This window comes from Streptomyces sp. CCM_MD2014, from assembly GCF_000772045.1.
In the GTDB taxonomy this organism is placed as follows: domain Bacteria; phylum Actinomycetota; class Actinomycetes; order Streptomycetales; family Streptomycetaceae; genus Streptomyces; species Streptomyces salinarius.
On record NZ_CP009754.1, the window covers coordinates 5527103 to 5543577 of the forward strand.

15 protein-coding genes and 2 tRNA genes are annotated in these 16475 nt (G+C 70.5%); 6 read left to right on the plus strand and 11 right to left on the minus strand.

From position 1 onward, the window contains the following. The first annotated feature begins 2 nt into the window (after positions 1-2). Together NI25_RS24690 and NI25_RS24695 are read left to right on the plus strand one after the other, a co-directional pair. Complete coding sequence (locus tag NI25_RS24690; RefSeq protein WP_107071829.1) at positions 3-752, plus strand: class F sortase; 750 nt, start codon at positions 3-5, stop codon at positions 750-752. A gap of 213 nt (positions 753-965) precedes the next feature. Continuing rightward, positions 966-1997: a glycoside hydrolase family 6 protein gene (locus NI25_RS24695; protein ID WP_061444534.1), complete on the plus strand. Its 1032-nt coding sequence runs from the start codon at positions 966-968 to the stop codon at positions 1995-1997. A gap of 100 nt (positions 1998-2097) precedes the next feature. Here the strand turns inward: NI25_RS24695 and NI25_RS24700 are convergent, their stop codons facing one another. From NI25_RS24700 to NI25_RS24710, 3 genes are all read right to left on the minus strand, one after another. Beyond that, a complete protein-coding gene (locus NI25_RS24700) occupies positions 2098-4035 on the minus strand; it encodes a kelch motif-containing protein (protein ID WP_061444535.1) in 1938 nt (645 codons plus the stop codon). Beyond that, a complete protein-coding gene (locus tag NI25_RS24705; RefSeq protein ID WP_061444536.1) occupies positions 4032-6047 on the minus strand; it encodes a glycosyltransferase family 2 protein in 2016 nt (671 codons plus the stop codon). Before NI25_RS24705 ends, NI25_RS24700 begins: the two co-directional genes overlap by 4 nt. 292 nt (positions 6048-6339) lie before the next feature. Beyond that, positions 6340-6413: transfer RNA gene (locus NI25_RS24710), tRNA-Lys, on the minus strand. A gap of 198 nt (positions 6414-6611) precedes the next feature. Here NI25_RS24710 and NI25_RS24715 point away from each other — a divergent pair. The 3 genes from NI25_RS24715 (at position 6612) to NI25_RS24725 (ending at position 9723) form a co-directional block, all read left to right on the plus strand. Beyond that, a complete protein-coding gene (locus NI25_RS24715; RefSeq protein WP_061444537.1) occupies positions 6612-7700 on the plus strand; it encodes a peptidoglycan-binding protein in 1089 nt (362 codons plus the stop codon). Positions 7701-7760: 60 nt separating this feature from the next. Then, positions 7761-8978, plus strand: coding sequence for an SPFH domain-containing protein (locus NI25_RS24720; RefSeq protein WP_233520773.1), 1218 nt, complete (start codon positions 7761-7763; stop codon positions 8976-8978). Between the two features lie 139 nt (positions 8979-9117). Further along, positions 9118-9723 carry a lytic polysaccharide monooxygenase auxiliary activity family 9 protein gene (locus NI25_RS24725; protein WP_061444538.1) on the plus strand — a complete coding sequence of 202 codons (606 nt, stop codon included), beginning with the start codon at positions 9118-9120 and terminating at the stop codon, positions 9721-9723. A gap of 45 nt (positions 9724-9768) precedes the next feature. Here NI25_RS24725 and NI25_RS24730 read toward each other — a convergent pair. The 6 genes from NI25_RS24730 to ehuB all read right to left on the minus strand — a co-directional run bounded on the left by NI25_RS24730 (position 9769) and on the right by ehuB (position 13974). Further along, positions 9769-9842: transfer RNA gene (locus NI25_RS24730), tRNA-Lys, on the minus strand. 101 nt (positions 9843-9943) lie between these two features. Next, the gene (locus NI25_RS24735) at positions 9944-10702 is read right to left on the minus strand and encodes an IclR family transcriptional regulator (RefSeq protein ID WP_061444539.1); all 759 of its coding nucleotides are present in this window, start codon (positions 10700-10702) and stop codon (positions 9944-9946) included. A gap of 222 nt (positions 10703-10924) precedes the next feature. Then, positions 10925-11710, minus strand: coding sequence for an ectoine/hydroxyectoine ABC transporter ATP-binding protein EhuA (gene ehuA, locus NI25_RS24740; protein ID WP_059300561.1), 786 nt, complete (start codon positions 11708-11710; stop codon positions 10925-10927). Then, on the minus strand, positions 11700-12350 hold the full coding sequence (gene ehuD / locus NI25_RS24745) for an ectoine/hydroxyectoine ABC transporter permease subunit EhuD (protein ID WP_061444540.1): 651 nt from the start codon (positions 12348-12350) through the stop codon (positions 11700-11702). Before ehuD ends, ehuA begins: the two co-directional genes overlap by 11 nt. Then, a complete protein-coding gene (gene ehuC / locus NI25_RS24750) occupies positions 12347-13048 on the minus strand; it encodes an ectoine/hydroxyectoine ABC transporter permease subunit EhuC (RefSeq protein WP_061444541.1) in 702 nt (233 codons plus the stop codon). Before ehuC ends, ehuD begins: the two co-directional genes overlap by 4 nt. Continuing rightward, positions 13045-13974, minus strand: a complete 930-nt coding sequence (gene ehuB, locus NI25_RS24755) for an ectoine/hydroxyectoine ABC transporter substrate-binding protein EhuB (protein WP_107071830.1) — start codon at positions 13972-13974, stop codon at positions 13045-13047. The genes ehuC and ehuB overlap by 4 nt, the downstream gene beginning before the upstream one ends. A gap of 107 nt (positions 13975-14081) precedes the next feature. On the opposite strand from ehuB, the gene NI25_RS24760 reads away from it, so the two are divergent. Next, on the plus strand, positions 14082-14576 hold the full coding sequence (locus NI25_RS24760; protein WP_061444543.1) for a DUF3830 family protein: 495 nt from the start codon (positions 14082-14084) through the stop codon (positions 14574-14576). On the opposite strand, the gene NI25_RS24765 is transcribed toward NI25_RS24760, so the two are convergent. Further along, positions 14557-15054, minus strand: coding sequence for a hypothetical protein (locus tag NI25_RS24765; protein ID WP_228954885.1), 498 nt, complete (start codon positions 15052-15054; stop codon positions 14557-14559). The two genes, NI25_RS24760 and NI25_RS24765, sit on opposite strands and share 20 nt — an antisense overlap. A gap of 16 nt (positions 15055-15070) precedes the next feature. After that, positions 15071-16453: an amidase gene (locus tag NI25_RS24770; RefSeq protein ID WP_061444544.1), complete on the minus strand. Its 1383-nt coding sequence runs from the start codon at positions 16451-16453 to the stop codon at positions 15071-15073. Positions 16454-16475: the final 22 nt, after the last annotated feature.

Below are 16475 nucleotides of genomic sequence, written 5' to 3' on the forward strand. Positions count from 1 at the left end.
CCATGTCCGGACAGGACGAGCGGGACGAGCGGGGCACCGCACGGAAGACGGTGCCCGAGACCGCCTCGGAGACCACGCCGACGACCGCCGCCGCCGGCGGGCGTCTGGTCACCGGCATCGCCTGGGCGGTGCTGCTCCTCGGGCTGTGGCTCTGGGGCCGCGAGGCCACCGACGTGCGCGAGGGCATATCGCGGCCGGCCACCGGGGACATGGCGGCGGCCGGGCGGCCCCCCGACGTCCCCCTGCCCCCGGCCCACGCGCCCCTCGACGACGCCCGGCCGCAGCGGCTCGACGTCCCCGGACTCGACATCGACGCCCCCGTCGTGGCCCGCGGCCTCGACGCCGAGGGCGCCATCGAACCACCGCCCTTCGACCAGCCCGGCACCGTCGGCTGGTACGCGGCCGGGGTCACCCCCGGAGCCGCCGGGACCGCCCTGATGGTGGGTCACGTCGACACCGAGACCCGGCCCGCCGTGTTCTACCGGCTCAGCACCCTCGAACCCGGCCAGACGATCCGGGTGACCCGCGACGACGCGGAGGTCGCCGAGTTCACCGTCGACGACGTCCAGGTCCTCACCCGCGACGGCTTCGACGCCCAGCAGGCCTACGGACCCCGCGACACGGACCGCTCCGAACTCCGCCTCATCACCTGCGGCGGCACCTTCGACCGGGCCACCGACAGCTACACGGCCAACGTCGTCGTCTCCGCCTACCTGACCGGAACCGGCTCCGCCGGCCACGCCACCCGGTGAGCGGTCCCGTCTCCCGCGCCGCCGGACCATGTCGGCGGCAGATTCTTCGCGCCCCTCCCCGTCCGGCGTCCCGGTCGGCGACGAGGAGGGCGGCGGCGAGGGCACTCGGGCCGGCCCGTTTCGCCTCCCGACGTCCGTCGAGCGATGACCCCGTGGGCGCACGAGGCGTATGTCAGGATTGAGCCTCGGAACAGTGCACCCATGGGGGGTTGGATGTACGGCAGCAAGCCGGCCGGAAGCATGTCCAGGAGGCGGGCTGCGTCGGCGGCGGTGCTCGGAGCGGCGGCACTGCTGCTCGCGGGCTGCTCCTCGTCCGGTGACGGGGACGGCGGGGGCAAGGGTGCGGGCGCCGGGATCACGCAGCAGCCCAAGGAGGCCGACCCGTTCTGGGTCAACCCCGACGGCACCGCGGCCCGGCAGGTGGCCTCGCTGACCGAGGCGGGCGAGAAGGACCAGGCCGAACAGATCCGCAAGATCGCCCAGCAGCCGACCGGCGAGTGGATCAGCCCGGAGAACCCCGAGGAGCAGGCCCGCGGCTTCACCGAGGCCGCCGACGAGGCCGGCCGCACCGCGCTGCTCGTCCTCTACAACATCCCGCACCGCGACTGCGGCCAGTACTCCGAGGGCGGCGCCGCGGACGGCGACGCCTACCGCTCCTTCGTCGACGGCGTCGCCAAGGGCATCGGCGACCGCGCCGCCACCGTCGTCCTGGAGCCGGACGCGGTGCTCCACCTCGTCGACGGCTGCACCCCGCAGGAGTTCCACGAGGAGCGCTACGACCTCCTCAAGGGCGCGATCGACAAGCTCACCGCCCTGAAGAACACCAAGGTGTACCTGGACGCGGGCAACGCCGGCTGGGGCCACCCCGACCAGATCTTCGACCCCCTGAAGCGGGCCGGCATCGACCGGGCCGACGGCTTCGCGGTCAACGTCTCGAACTTCTACACCACCGAGGACTCCATCGCCTACGGCAAGCAGCTCTCCGCCAAGGTGGGCGGCAAGCACTTCGTCATCGACACCAGCCGCAACGGCAACGGCCCCTACACCGAGGGCGCCCCGGACGAACGCTGGTGCAACCCCCCGGGCCGAGCCCTCGGCGAAACCCCGACGACGAAGACGGCCGACCCCCTGGTCGACGCCTACCTGTGGGTCAAGCGCCCGGGAGAGTCCGACGGCGAATGCAAGGGCGGCCCGAAGGCGGGGGAGTGGTGGCCGGAGTACGCCTTGAAACTGGCGCAGGGATAAACGCCCCAGGGGTGCGGGGCTGTGACATGTGCGGCTACCGCCGCGTGCCCGTGGCAAGCCACAGTGCTTTCCGCACCCCTGGTCGCACCCCGCCAGAGCGCTACGGCACCCGCACCCACTCCGCCTTCGAAGGCGTCCCCTCCCCGTCCGTCACGAACATCATGTACCACCCCGACTGCACCAGGTTCTCGTTCTTCGGCACCGTCACCGTCAGCTTGTCCCCCTCCGCCTCGAAGTCCAGCGCGATGGACCGCTGATCCACGTCCGTGACATGCGTGGACGCGCTCGGCCGGATCAACCGCACCTTCTTGACGGTGGACGCCGCACGCGAGGTGAACGTCCCCGACTCGCCGCGCCCGATGGTCTGCGGGCCCCCGGAGAGATCCGGCCGCGAGTCGCGGTACAGGTACGGCGGGGTGTAGATCTCGATCCGCTGCTCGAACTTGCCCGGCTTGGTGTTCGCCTTGTCGGCGTAGAGCGAGTCCGAGCCGAAGAACATCAGGCGTCCGTCGGGCAGCAGGATCGAACCGGAGTGGTAGTTGCGGCCCACCAGCGGATCGGCGACCCGCTCGAACGAGTTGGTGTCCGGGTGGTAGAGCCGCGCCTGGAGGATGTTGGAGTCGCTGCGGCCGCGGTAGTCCTCCGAGCCGCCGGAGACCAGCACGCTGTCGTCGGGCAGGACCGAGGCCTGCGGATAGCGCGTGCCCTTCTCCAGTGACGGCCCGTCGACGAACTTCGGGTCGTCCGCCTTGAGGTCGACGATCCGGGTCTTCTCGCTGGACAGCTTGGACTCGCCGACCCCGCCGCCGCCGATCACCATGAACCTCTCGTCCTGCGCCGGAGGCAGCAGCACGGTGTTCGCCGTCTCCAGCATGTTCGCGTCGCTCATGCCGGGGACCTCGGTGAACTTGTTGGTCTCCACGTCCCAGATGCCCGGGGTGCGGCCCACGTCGTCGGGGCCGTAGCCGGCGTTCGCGCCCGAGTAGAAGATCTTGCCGTTCTGCATCAGGAACAGCGCCGGGTACGTCGGGAACTGGCGGACCTTGTCGGTGTAGGTCCACTCCTTGGTCTTCGGGTCGTAGATCTCGTTCTTGCCCGGGACCAGCTGGCCGATGTCGTCGAGGCCGGAGACGCTGAGGATCTTGCCGTCGCTCAGGGTGGTGAGCGTCGGGTACCAGCGGGCCTCGTGCATCGGGTCGACCTTGATGTACTTCTCGGCGACCGGGTCGAACTCGAAGGCGTCCCGGATGCCCTGGAAGTCCTTCTTGTCGAGGGCGAGCTTCTGCGCGATGCCGTACGTGTTGCGCGCGTCGGCACCCGACAGGCCCTGGACGCGGTAGTTGTCCTCGGTGCCCGTCTCGTACTTGTGGCCGCTCTTCTGCGCCTCGACGTAGATCCGGCCGAGACCCGGGTCGTTGCGCAGGAACTTCCCGGTCTCCTTGTCGAAGACCTTCTCGGCGCGGGGCACCAGGACCGGGTCCTTGGAGACGAAGGTCTTGCCGTTCTCCTTGCCGGTGAACTTGGTGCCCGCCGGGAGGGTGATCGGCTTGTCCGGGTTCTCGTTGTGGACGACCATCAGGCCGCCCGCCTTGGTGACGTCGCCCTTGAGCTTCTCGTACCGCTTGGTACCGCCCGCGATCAGCAGATTGCCGTTGGCGAGCTGGGTGTGCCCGGTGCAGAACAGGTCGGTGGGCGTCGGCACCTTCTTGATGGTGCCCTTGACGGGGTCCCAGATCCGGGTGTCGTACTGCTTGTCGTCGGAGTTGTCCTGGTTGTTGCCGGACCCGGCGACCATCAGCACCTTGCCGGTGCGCAGCAGGGCCGCGTGGATGGTGTTCTGCCGGTACTTCTCGGGAAACTCGATGATCTCCCACTTGCCGTTGGCGGCCTTGTACTCCGGCTGGTTGATCTTGTACTGGTGGTATTTCTCGGTTCCGAAGCGGTAGAGCCACGGTCCGTTCATCCCGGCCAGCGCGACTACCACCGCCGTACCTATCGCGAAGCGACGGGCCCGGCGGCGGCCGGCACGGTCTTTCATTCCTTACGTCCCCCAAGTCCACCAAGGGCGATCTGCATCGTCTGGTCGTCGCCCCCGTCGGCGGAGGCGGCCCAGTTGGGCGTCTGCTGCGGCGCGTGCTGTCCGTACGGCTGTCCGTAGGGCGCCTGCTGCCGCCCGTACGGCGCGTCGGCCGGTCCGGGCGCGGGCTGCTGCGACGGGGCCCGAGGCGCGGGCTCCGCCGCCGCGACCGGCGGTTGCTTCTTCGCCTTCCTCAGCTCGTGACGCCAGGCGAACATCGGCGAGGCGGTGATCAGCAGCGCGAACGTCGCCCAGACGATCATCGCGGGGTGCGAGTGGCCGAGGACGAGGCCGGCGGCGATCGAACCGGCGAAGATCACGATGAAGTACCAGTGGTACCGGAAGGTGCCGAACAGGGTGTCGGGGCTGGCCGAGTCGCCCTTCGGGGTCACCACGAACTTGCTCTTGCGGCGCAGCACGGAGTCGACGAGCGCCTTCGCGTACAGCGGCGCCGACAGCGCGGACATGATCATGCCGGCCACGCCGCCGGAGCCCTCCGGCTCGTGCGGGGAGACGTTGTGGCGGCGGTTCCAGACGTACAGGCCGATCTGGAGCGCGGAGGCGTTGCCGTAGAGCATCAGCCAGACCGCCGGGTCGATGTTGACGCCGGATGCGCCCAGGCCCAGGAACAGGCAGCAGCTCAGCGCCGCCAGGATCCAGTTCAGGGCCGACATCGGATAGAAGATGATCATCATGGTGTAGTTGAAGAGCTTGCTCGGCGGCAGCGAGTACCAGCCCTTCCAGTACTGCTTGAGGATCGTCTCGTACGTCCCTCGCGACCAGCGCATCTGCTGGGTGAAGAAGTCGGTCCAGGCGTTCGGGCCCTCGCCGACCGCGAGCACGTCCGGGGTGTAGACCGAGCGCCACTTGCGGCCGGTGGCCGGGTTCTTGTGGCGGTGCATCTCGAACCCGGTCGCCATGTCCTCGGTGATCGAGTCGTACAGGCCGCCGATCTGCTTGAGCGCCCGGATGCGCACCGCGTTGGAGGTGCCCACGAACATCGGCCCGCCGTAGCGGTTGCCGGCGCGCTGGATCAGCGCGTGGAAGAGGAACTGCTGCGACTCGGCGGCCTTGGTGATCGGGTTGTCGTAGTTGCCGTAGACCTGCGGGCCGATGACGAAGCCGACGTCCGGGTCGCGGAAGAAGCCGAGCATCCGCTCCAGGTAGTTGGGCAGCGGCACGTGATCGGTGTCGACGGAGGCGAAGAAGTCGTAGTCGTCGCCGTGCGCCTCCAGCCAGGCGTTGTAGTTGCCGTGCTTGGTCTTGGCGCGGTGCGGGCCCTTCTTCCGGTTCCACTTGGCGACGCCCTTGCGGGAGAAGTGGTGCACGCCCAGGCGCGCGCACACCTCCTTCACCTCCGGGTCGTCGCCCTCGTCGAGGAGCCAGACGTGCATCAGACCGCGGTGGCGGATCTTCACGGCCGCCTCCAGGGTCTTCGTCACCATCTCCAGCGGCTCCTTGCCGGGCACGAAGGAGGTGAGGAAGGCGACCCGGGTGCCGGTCTCGGGCACCACCGGGACCGGGTCGCGGGCGACCAGGGTGGCGTGCGCGTTCGACAGCACGTTCAGGCAGCGGAACAGCTCGATCAGGCCGATCGCGACGAGCATCACGATGTCGAGCGCGGGCAGCCAGGAGAAGGCCGGGTAGTCGCGCTCCGTCCAGTGCTCGGGCTGGAGCAGCCAGACCAGCAGCACCACCGAGAGCAGCGGCGCGGCGGCCAGCATCAGGGCGACCCGGATGCGGTGCGGCTCCTGCGAGATCAGCGAGCGGTACTGCACCCGGTACGGCTTGTTCGGGTCGGGCTGGGTGAGGGGGCCCGCGAGGCGGCTGTAGTGCTCGTAGTCGTACTTCGGCAGCGTCTTCTTTATCCGGCGGAACGAACCGGTGTTCCAGTTCCGGTGCCCGGGCACCCGGAGCTGGGTGGTCTGGGACGGGTCGTGGTCCGGCCCGGCGCCCGTCGGCGTCGACGTCATGTGTCATCCCCCCACACGCGGGTCAGTGCGTGTTTGGTCGCTTCCTTCGCCTGCTCGGGTCCCCCTCGACCGTCACGGACGTGTCAGTGGTGGGTCATGGTCACCACGGCATGCACACCATATAGACATGGAAATGGCGACCCCCGGTTGCATGATGCCCCCCTCGGCATCCCCTCCGCATCCGGCCCCCAGCCGGACCAGGGTTCTACGGCGTTCGTCATGATCGCAAGACGTTCCGGAGCCGAATGCACCGAAGGCCCCTCGTGTGATACGAGAGGCCTTCGACCGTCTGTGCGCCGCCAGGGACTCGAACCCCGGACCCGCTGATTAAGAGTCAGCTGCTCTAACCAACTGAGCTAGCGGCGCCTGCTGACCTGCACAACTCTACCCGATGCCGACCGGTGCTCCGGACCACCGCCGGCCGTCCCCGGTGCAGGCCTCATCGGCCCGGGTACATCATTCGGACCGTCAACATGCGCGTGATGTGGACAGTTGAGAAACTGACCGACATGTACCGAAGTGCGCCGCCGCGGACATTTCCACCGGGAGTGTGAGGGGAATCGCATGGAGACTCCCGTATTCGAGGAAATCGATCCCGCGATCGATTGCGAATGTCCCGGCTGCCGTCACTGGCGGTGCGTTCTGCCGCATTCCCCGGCAGGCCGCGCGCTCGCCCATCCGGCGGCGTACCGCACGCTGGTCGTGGCCACCGCCGCCGCTTCCGCGACCGTCGTGTCCGCCCTCGGCGCGGGGCCGGCGGCGGCGCTCCCGGCGGCCGCCCACGCGCCCCACCGGCCGGGTGTCCCCGCGGATTCCGCTTTCGCGGATTCGGCGGATCCGGCGCGTGACGAGCCGGGCACCCCTCAGGGGCCAAGGTCCCCGCTGTACGGCGCGACCGGGCGGCCCGCGGCGCCCCCGGCCGGCGCGGAACTGGCCGGCATCACCCGTACGGAGATCATCGACCGGGCCAAGACCTGGGTGGCCGCGAAGGTCCCCTACAGCCTGACCGCGTACTGGTCCGACGGTTACCGGCAGGACTGCTCGGGCTTCGTGTCGATGGCCTGGAAGCTGCCCGCCAACGAGTGGACCGGCAGCCTCGGCACCGTCGCCGACCGCATCACCAAGGAGGAGCTGCGGCCCGGCGACATCCTGCTGTTCCACAACGCGTCCGACCCGGAGAAGGGCTCCCACGTGGTGATCTTCGGCGGCTGGACGGACGGGACGCGCACCGCCTACACGGCCTACGAGCAGACCCCGCCGCACACCCGCAAGCTGGATACGCCGTACGCCTACTGGAGCAACTCCGCCAAGTACCTGCCGTACCGCTACAAGGGGGTCGTCGCGGACCAGGCGGGCAAGGCCGGGACGCCCCCGGACGCGCCGGACGCGGCCGCCGGGCCCGCCTCGCACGGAGTGGCGGGCTACCCCGGGCGGGGCATGTTCCGGCCGGGCGCCGACAACGTGTACGTCACCCGGCTCGGCAGGCAGCTGGTGAAGAAGGGGTTCGGCGCCCACTACACGAAGGGCCCGGGGCCGCGCTGGAGCGAGGCGGACCGGCTGGGCGTCCAGGCCTTCCAGCGTGCGCAGGGCTGGCGCGGCGGGGCGGCGGACGGCTTCCCGGGCCCGGAGACCTGGCGGCGGCTCTTCTCGTGACCCGCACCCCGCAGGTGATCACCCGTTCATGACGCGTCTGGCGCGGAGGCTGGAGCACGCATGAGTACGAACACGACATCCTCGACCGACTCCTCGACCCCGTCGGCCGGTTCCTCGGCCGTCCCGTCGGCCGGCTCCTCGACCGCCCCCTCGACCGGCTCGTCGGCCGAGTCCTCCACGGGGGCGCGGGCCGCGGTACCCGAGGCCGGGACCCGGCCCGCCCGGCTCATTCACAACGAGGCCACCACGGAGATCCCCGTCCACCTGCTGTTCCGGGACGACCCCGACCCGGCGCCGGTCCCGCTGCGGCCCGCGGTCGTCGCGCGGCGGCAGGGTCCGGGGGAGCGGCCCGGGACCCGGCGCCCCGTCAACGCCCGCCCCCGCACCGTGCCGTCGGTCGACCCGGAGCTGAGGGAACGTCCGGCCCGGGTGCTGCCCGGCGCGGCGGGCGTGGCCGCGGGGCTGTGCGGGGTGGCCGGGTGTGCGGCGACCTCCTGGTGGGCCGGTCTCGTACCTCCGCTCGCCGCGCAGGCGCTGGGACTGCCGGCGTACGCGGGAGCCGGGCTCGGGCCCGCGCAGTGGGCGGCGTACGCGGCCGCCGGGGCGCTGGGGATGTTCGGATTCGGCGGGCTGGCCCGGGGGCGCACCGGGCGGGCCTGGGTGCTCGGCCTGTTCGGCCGCTACCGCGGGACGGTGCGGCGCACGGGTCTGATGTGGGTGAACCCGTTGCTGCTGCGCCGCCGGGTGGACGTACGGCTGCGGCACTGGCGCAGCGAGCCGATGCCCGCGGCCGACGGCAACGGGGTCGCGCTCAGGGCGGTGACGCTGGTGGTGTGGCGGGTGCGGGACACCGTGAAGGCCACGCTGGGCGTCGAGGACCACGAGACGTATCTGCGGGAGTGCGTCGAGGCGGCGCTGGCCCGGGTTCCGGTGGAGCCGCTCGGCACGGTCCGCAGCTCGGCGGACGTGGCCGGGGACACGCTGACCCGGCTGGTGGCGGCGGACGCGGCGCCGGTCGGCCTGGAGGTGTTCTCGGTACGGCCGGTCCGGGTGGAGTACGCCCCCGAGGTCGCCGCCGCCATGCACCGGCGACGGATCGCGGCGCTGGACGCGGCGCAGCGGGCGAGTGTGCTGACCTCGGTCGTGGACTCGGTGGAGGACACGGTGACCCGGCTGACCATGCGCGGCCTGGTCGAACTCGACGACTACGAGCGCAAGGTGCTGGTGAAGGACCTGACCGTGGCGTTCTGCGCGGGACGGGGGGACACCGGGGCGTGACCCGTCCGGCTGCCCGGCGCGGGCGGGCAGCGCGTTCCGCCTTTGGTATGGACATGTTCAACTCACGGCAATAATCTGAAACTTGGTCTAGACCTGCACGGCTCACTGAACTTCCCCACACGTCACAGGGAGCAGCAGTATGCGCACAAGGACCAAGTTGTACGCGGCCGCGCTGGGCATGGCGACCACCGGAGCCCTCGTGCTCTCGTCCGGCGGCGCCAGCGGTCACGGCTACACCGACCTGCCCGTCAGCCGGCAGAAGGTGTGCCAGAACGGGACCGTCGGCGGGTGCGGTGCCATCCAGTGGGAGCCGCAGAGTGTCGAGGGCCCCAAGGGGTTCCCGGCCTCCGGGCCGGCCGACGGAAAGATCTGTTCCGCGGGCCACGGGTCGTTCGCCGCGCTCGACAGCCCCAAGCAGCCGAACGGCCAGGCGTGGCCGACCACCCGGGTGAACGGCGGGCAGAGCTACACCTTCCGCTGGCAGTTCACCGCCCGGCACGCCACGACCGACTTCAAGTACTACGTCACCAAGCCGGGCTGGAACCAGAACCACAACCTCGCCCGGTCCGACCTCAACCTCACGCCGTTCTTCACGGTGCCCTACGGCGGCAAGCAGCCCCCGGCCACGCTCTCCCACACCGGCACCCTGCCGTCCGGGCTGAGCGGGCACCACGTGATCCTCGCGGTGTGGACGATCGCCGACACGGGCAACGCGTTCTACGCGTGCTCGGACGTCACCTTCTGAACAGGAGAAAGGCCCCCTCGCTCGGCGAGGGGGCCTATCCTGCTGTGCGCCGCCAGGGACTCGAACCCCGGACCCGCTGATTAAGAGTCAGCTGCTCTAACCAACTGAGCTAGCGGCGCATGACTCCCGCCGTCCGCTTTCCGCGGCCGGCGACGAAGAAAATACTACCCGGTCCCGGGCAGTGCTCGTGACCAGCCCCGGACGGGCCGCCGGGCAGACCCTAGATCGCCATGGACAGCAGTACCGGCGCCGCGCTCCGGTTCAGCTCGTCCGCGGCCTCGCGCAGCCGGTGCGCGTGCTCGACCGGGAGCGACAGGGCCAGGCAGCCCGCGGCGGAACCGGCGGTGATCGGGACGGCCGCGCAGACCGTGCCCACCGCGTACTCCTGGAGGTCGAGGACCGGCACGGTGGCCGGCTGGGACTCCAGTCGGGACAGCAGCAGCTTGTCGCTGGTGATGGTGCGCGAGGTCAGGCGGGCCATCTTGTGCCGGGCGAGGTGGTCGAGGCGGCCCGCGTGGTCCAGCTGGGTCAGCAGGCTCTTGCCCACCGCGGTCGCGTGCGCCGAGACCCGGAAGTCCACCCACTCGTTCACCCTGGGCGTGGCCGGGCTGTCGGCGTACTGGGTGACGCTGACCTCGCCGTCGACGTACCGGCTGATGTAGACGGCGGCGCCCACCGAGTCGCGCAGCCGGTCCAGGGTGCGCTGGAGCTTGTCGCGCAGCGCCTGCTCCCGGCCGTGGGCCGAGCCGAGGCGGGCCAGCGACTCCCCGGTGACGTACGTGCCGTCGGCGGTCTGCTCGACGTAGCCCTCGCGGCGCAGCATGCGCAGGAGCGGGGTCAGTCGCTCCCGGTCGAGGCCGCTTCGGCGGGCTATCTCGGTGTCGGTGACACCGGAGGTGTGCCGCGTCACCGTCTCCAGGACGCGCAGGGCGTCCTGGGCCGAGTGGTGCGGCGCGGTCGGCTTGTGCTGCAGCGCCACGGTGGTCTCCCCCTGCGCTAGCTGATGGGCCCCTCCCCCTGTCCCTGCCTGTGCCCCCGGTGCGGACAGCGGATGACGTCCACGATAGCCGCCAAAGTGCCCGATGTGAGGGGGTGTTGGCCGAATTTCAGGGCCCCCAACTGCGGCGCTGGCCCGCTGGCATATGCCAGCGGAATGCCCCAACGTCCCGACCTCGGACGTTGGGGCAGTCGCGCCGTGTGGTCACAGGACCGCGCTGAGGAACTCCCGCGTACGGTCGTGCTCCGGCTCGCTGAAGATCTTCTCCGGCGCTCCGGCCTCGATGACCCGGCCCGAGTCGAACATCAGGACCTGGTCCGAGATGTCCCGGGCGAAGTTCATCTCGTGGGTCACGCAGAGCATCGTGATGTCCGTGCTGCGGGCGATGTCCCGCAGCAGGTCCAGGACGCCGGCGACCAGCTCCGGGTCGAGCGCCGAGGTCACCTCGTCCAGCAGCAGCACCTTCGGGCGCATCGCCAGTGCCCGGGCGATCGCCACCCGCTGCTGCTGGCCGCCGGAGAGCTGGGCCGGGCGGGCGTCGCACTTGTCGGCCAGGCCCACCATGTCGAGCAGGCCCTTGGCCCGCTCCACGGCCTCGTCCTTGGACATCCCGAGCACCGTCACCGGCGCCTCGGTGATGTTGCGCAGCACGCTCATGTTCGGGAACAGGTTGAACTGCTGGAACACCATCCCGATCTGCTTGCGGACCTCGCGGCGCTCCTTCTCGGTCGCCGGGAAGAGCTTCTGCCCGTCCACGGTGATCGTGCCCTCGTCGGGCTTGAGCAGCGTCATCAGCAGCCGCAGGATCGTCGTCTTGCCCGACCCGGACGGGCCGATCAGGGTGACGTGCTTGCCGGCGTCGACGGAGAAGTCCAGGTGGTCGAGGACGGTGTTGTCCCCGAACCGCTTGGTGACCTGCTCCAGGCGTATCAGTTCGCCGGAGCTGCGCTCGGGGCTTTTCTCGGGGTTGGGAAGAGTGTCAGTGGGCAAGGCGTCGCTCCAGGGCTCGCAGGGCAAGGGAGGCCAGGTAGGAGATGACGATGAAGGCCACGCCGATCACCGTCAGGGGCTCGGTGAACTGGAAGTTCTGCTGCGAGAACAGCCGCGCCTCGCCGAGCATCTCCAGCACCGTGATCGCCATCAGCAGCGGCGTGTCCTTCAGCATGGAGATCACGTAGTTGCCGAGGGCGGGGGCCACCCGGCGGATCGCCTGCGGCAGGATGACCGCCGTCCAGGTCCGCCGCATCGGCAGGTTCAGCGCCGTCGCGGCCTCCCACTGGCCGACCGGCACTCCCTCGATGCCGGCCCGGTAGACCTGCATCGTGTACGTCGAGTAGTGCAGACCGATGGCGACCACACCGGTGGTCAGCGCCGAGAAGGTGATGTTCCACTCGGGCAGCACGTAGAAGAGGAAGAACAGCTGCACCAGCAGCGGGGTGTTCCGGACGAACTCGGTGATCACACCGACCGGCCAGGTCACCCAGCGGCTCGGCACCCGCATCAGCAGCGCCCACACCAGGCCGAGGCCGAAGGAGACCAGCGAGCCGAGCACCAGGATCTGCAGGGTGACCAGCAGGCCGTCCCAGAAGTGCGGCATGAAGTCGGAGACCGCGCTCCAGTCCCAGTTCACGACACACCACTTCCCTCAGGCACCCGCACGGCCGCCGTCTTCTTCTGCGGCGCCTTGCCGACGCCCGCCTTCAGCTTCTTCTCCAGGCCGCGCATCACCCGCGTGAGCAGGAACGCGATCACGAAGTAGATCAGCAGGATGTACGTGTAGATCTCCGCGCTCTCCTGCAGCGCCAGGCGGACCAGGTTGCCGCTGAAGGCCAGGTCGCCCATGCCCATGATCGACACCAGGGCGGTGCCCTTGAGCAGCTCGATCAGCAGGTTGGAGAAGGGCGGGATCATCTCCGGCACCGCCTGCGGCAGCAGGATCAGCTTCATCCGCTGCCAGGGCGTGAAGCTGAGGGCGATGCCGCCCTCCTTCTGCGCCGGATCGACCGCGCCGAGCGCGCCGCGCACGATCTCGGAGCCGTACGCCCCGTAGGTCAGGCCGAGCGCCAGCGTGCCCGCCCACATCGGCACCAGCTGCCAGCCGAAGGCCGGGGGCAGCACGAAGAAGACCCAGAAGATCATCACCAGCGCGGAAGTGCCGCGGAACACCTCGGTGTAGAAGCCCGCGAGGAAGCGGACGATCCACAGCCGGTGGGTGCGCGCGATGCCGACCACGAAGGAGACGCCCGCCGCGAGCAGGGCGCTGAAGAAGAGCAGCTGAATGGTGACCCAGACGCCCTGGAGTACGAGTTCCCACAGTCCCGAGGTCATCCGCCGCAGAGCTCCTTCGCGGTCAGATCGGTCATCTCGTTCTGGGTGAAACCGAAGGGCTTGAGGATGCGCAGCAGTTCGCCGCTCTTCTTGAGCTTCTGCAGCTCGACGTTGAAGGCGTCCCGCAGGTTGGTCTCGTCCGGTCGGAAGGCGAATCCGCCGCCGTCGACGTGCGGCTTGCCGTCGACGACCGGCGCGAACGCCTCGGTCGCCTCCGCCTTGGTGGACTTCTTGACCACTTCGCGGACGGTCAGTGCCGTACCGGCGAAGACGTCCACGCGCCCGGACTCGACGGCGTTGAGTCCGGCCACCTGGTCGGGGACGATCAGGATGTCGTCCTCCTTGTACCCGTGCTCCACCGCGTAGGCGATCTCGGCGTAGCCGGTGCCGGTCGCGAACTTGGCCTTCTTCTTGACGACGTCCTCGTAGTCGTGCAGCCCGAGCGGGTTGCCCTTGCGCACGATGTACGCGTCGAGCATCTGGTAGTCGGGGTCGGAGAAGATGACCTGCTGGCACCGGTCGGGGTTGATGTACATCCCGGCCGCCACGACGTCGAACTGCTGCGAGGCCAGGCCCGGGATCAGGGAGCCGAACTCCGTCGGCACCGGCTGCACCCGGTCCACTCCGAGCCGCTTGAAGATGACCTTCGCCAGCTCCGGCGCCTCACCGGTCAGCTCGCCGTTCTTGTCGATGTACCCGAAGGGGATCTCGCCCGCGATGCCGAGCCGGGCGACTCCCTGTGCCCTGAGCCGGCCGAGCAGGTCACCCCCCTTGACGTCGGACGCCGTGGCCACCCGCGAGCAGCCGGCCGCCCCCAGTGCGCCGAGCGCCGCGACCCCCGCGAGCAGCGACCGGCGGGTGGGCCCGGCTGTCCTGGACCTTTGGTCGGATATACCCCATGGCGGGGTTCTGTGTGGTGGAGCCATGGGCGCGCAGCTACCCGAAGGCGGGCAGGTTATGCCGATCTTTTTCAGTCCGATACATCGGCCCGGCGCCCTTGACCGCGGGGCCGTTCGGCACTGCCATGGAGGGCATGGCTGATCGCTACATCGAAGTCTCGCTGGTCAAGCGTGGAATCACCTGCACGGCCCAACTGCTCGACGACCGGGCCCCGATCACCTGCGCGGCCGTCTGGGACGCGCTCCCCCTCGGCGGCGACGTGTATCACGCCAAATACGCCCGCAACGAGATCTACGCCCTTTTCCCGCCCTTCGCGACATCCGAACCGCCCCTGGAGAACCCGACGGTCACGCCCATTCCGGGTGACCTGTGCTATTTCGCCTTCGCGGGCGCCGAGTTGGGCACGAAGGCGTACGGCTACGACCGCGAGGTCCGCCCCGGCACCACCCTCGTCGACCTGGCCCTCTTCTACGAGCGCAACAACCTCCTCCTCAACGGCGACGTCGGCTGGGTCCCCGGCACCGTCTGGGGCCGCATCACCGAAGGCCTGGAAGACATGGCCGAGGCCTGCAACGACCTGTGGCGCACCGGTGCCGCGGGGGAGACGCTCAGCTTCCGCCGGGCGTAGCCGACGACACGGAGAACCCCTCACCGCCGTACAGCGACTCGTACTCGATCTCGATGACGAGCCGCCGGTCGATCAGGTGCCAGAACTCCTGGAGCCGGTCGGGGCCGGTGCTGCCGGACCGGTCCAGGAGCACCAGGAACGTCTCCTGTCCGGCGAGCACGACGGAGCCCGCCCGCAGGGAGTACGTCTTCGGCCGCAGCCCGGGGGCGAAGATCGCCCCCTTGACCTCCCGGTTCCACTCCCCGGCCGCCGCGCCGTCCAGGCGCACCACGGTGCGCGTCACGACGGCCGGGCCCAGGCCGGCGTTGACGAGTTTCAGCCCGACCCCGTCGTCCTGGCGTATCCGCCGGATCTGCAGCAGGGGTCTGACCGACTGCCGGTTGTGCAGCCGGGTCGCCCTGGTCTGGGCCCAGCTGACCCACAGCGATCCGAGCGCGATGACGGTGGCGGCCACGGCGATGACCGTCTCCGCGTTCAACCGGCGTTCCGTATGGTCATGAGGCGGCGTCCGCCCCGTACAGCGCGTGCGCGGCCCGCAGCACGAGGTCGTCGCGATGCCGCGCCGCGACGATCTGGAGGCCGACGGGCAGCCCGTCGCCGTCGGTCCCCACCGGCACCGTCGCCGCCGGCTGCTGTGTCAGGTTGAACGGATAGGTGAACGGCGTCCATCCGGTCCACCGCCGGTACCCGGACCCCTTCGGCACCTCCGCCCCCGCCTCGAACGCCGTGATCGGCAGCGTCGGCGTCACCAGCAGGTCGTACCCCTGATGGAAGACCCCCATCCGCCGCCCCAGCTCCATCCGCACGTCCACCGCCGCCAGATAGTCCAGCGCCGAGTACCGCGCCCCCGCCCCCACGATCTCCCGCAGCCCCGGGTCCAGCAGCTCCCGCTGCCCCGCCCGCAGATGCTGCACCACCCGCGCCGCCCCGCTGAACCACAGGGTGTGGAAGGCGTCCACCGGGTCGGCGAAGTCCGGGTCGGCCTCCGTCACGTACGCGCCCAGCTCCGCCAGACGTTCCACCGCCCGCCGCACCGGCCCGGCCACCGCGGGACGCACCGCCACCTGCCCGCCGAGCGAGGGCGAGTACGCCACCCGCAGCCCCCGCACCCCGCCCGACAGCGCCTCGGTGTACGAGCCCGGCGCCGGTCCGAGCGCCGACCAGTCCCGGGCGTCCGGGGTGCCGATGACGTCCAGCATCAGCGCCGCGTCCGCCGCGTCCCGGGTCATCGGGCCGACGTGCGCCAGCGTGCCGAACGCGCTCGCGGGGTACAGCGGCACCCGCCCGTACGTCGGTTTCAGGCCGAAGACGCCGCAGAAGGAGGCGGGGATGCGCACGCTGCCGCCGCCGTCCGTGCCCAGCGCCAGCGGCCCCGCCCCGAGCGCCACGGCCGCCGCCGCGCCCCCGCTGGAACCGCCCGCCGTGCGGGACGGGTCGTGCGGGTTGCGGGTGACGCCGGACAGGGGCGAGTCCGTCACGCCCTTCCAGCCGTACTCCGGCGTCGTGGTCTTGCCGACGAACACCGCGCCGTGCTCGCGCAGCCGGGCGACGGACGGCGCGTCCTCGTCCCAGGGGCCGTCCGGCGAGACGGCCCGCGAGCCGCGCAGGGTGGGCTGACCGCGCGTCAGCAGGATGTCCTTCACCGTGACCGGCACCCCGTCGAGCCGCCCGCACGGCTCCCCGCGACGCCACCGTTCCTCGGCCCGGCGGGCCCGGTCCAGCGCCTCGTCGCCGGTCAGCCGGACGAACGCGTTCACCTCTGGCTGGATCCGCTCGGCCCGCTCCAGGACCGCCCGGGTCGCCTCCACGGGGCTGAAAGCACCCTTGCGGTAGCCGTCGACGAGCTGTACGGCGGTCAGCTCGGTGAGGTCGGTCATGCAGCACCCTCCCGCAGGTCTT

What these genes read in the sequence shown, in the direction of transcription:
- NI25_RS24705 (WP_061444536.1), bottom strand. Translation starts at nt 6,047, where the DNA reads ATGACGTCGACGCCGACGGGCGCCGGGCCGGACCACGACCCGTCCCAG.
- NI25_RS24695 (WP_061444534.1), top strand. Translation starts at nt 966, where the DNA reads ATGTACGGCAGCAAGCCGGCCGGAAGCATGTCCAGGAGGCGGGCTGCG.
- NI25_RS24690 (WP_107071829.1), top strand. Translation starts at nt 3, where the DNA reads ATGTCCGGACAGGACGAGCGGGACGAGCGGGGCACCGCACGGAAGACG.
- NI25_RS24720 (WP_233520773.1), top strand. Translation starts at nt 7,761, where the DNA reads ATGAGTACGAACACGACATCCTCGACCGACTCCTCGACCCCGTCGGCC.
- NI25_RS24770 (WP_061444544.1), bottom strand. Translation starts at nt 16,453, where the DNA reads ATGACCGACCTCACCGAGCTGACCGCCGTACAGCTCGTCGACGGCTAC.
- ehuC (WP_061444541.1), bottom strand. Translation starts at nt 13,048, where the DNA reads ATGACCTCGGGACTGTGGGAACTCGTACTCCAGGGCGTCTGGGTCACC.
- NI25_RS24700 (WP_061444535.1), bottom strand. Translation starts at nt 4,035, where the DNA reads ATGAAAGACCGTGCCGGCCGCCGCCGGGCCCGTCGCTTCGCGATAGGT.
- ehuB (WP_107071830.1), bottom strand. Translation starts at nt 13,974, where the DNA reads ATGGCTCCACCACACAGAACCCCGCCATGGGGTATATCCGACCAAAGG.
- NI25_RS24725 (WP_061444538.1), top strand. Translation starts at nt 9,118, where the DNA reads ATGCGCACAAGGACCAAGTTGTACGCGGCCGCGCTGGGCATGGCGACC.
- NI25_RS24760 (WP_061444543.1), top strand. Translation starts at nt 14,082, where the DNA reads ATGGCTGATCGCTACATCGAAGTCTCGCTGGTCAAGCGTGGAATCACC.
- NI25_RS24715 (WP_061444537.1), top strand. Translation starts at nt 6,612, where the DNA reads ATGGAGACTCCCGTATTCGAGGAAATCGATCCCGCGATCGATTGCGAA.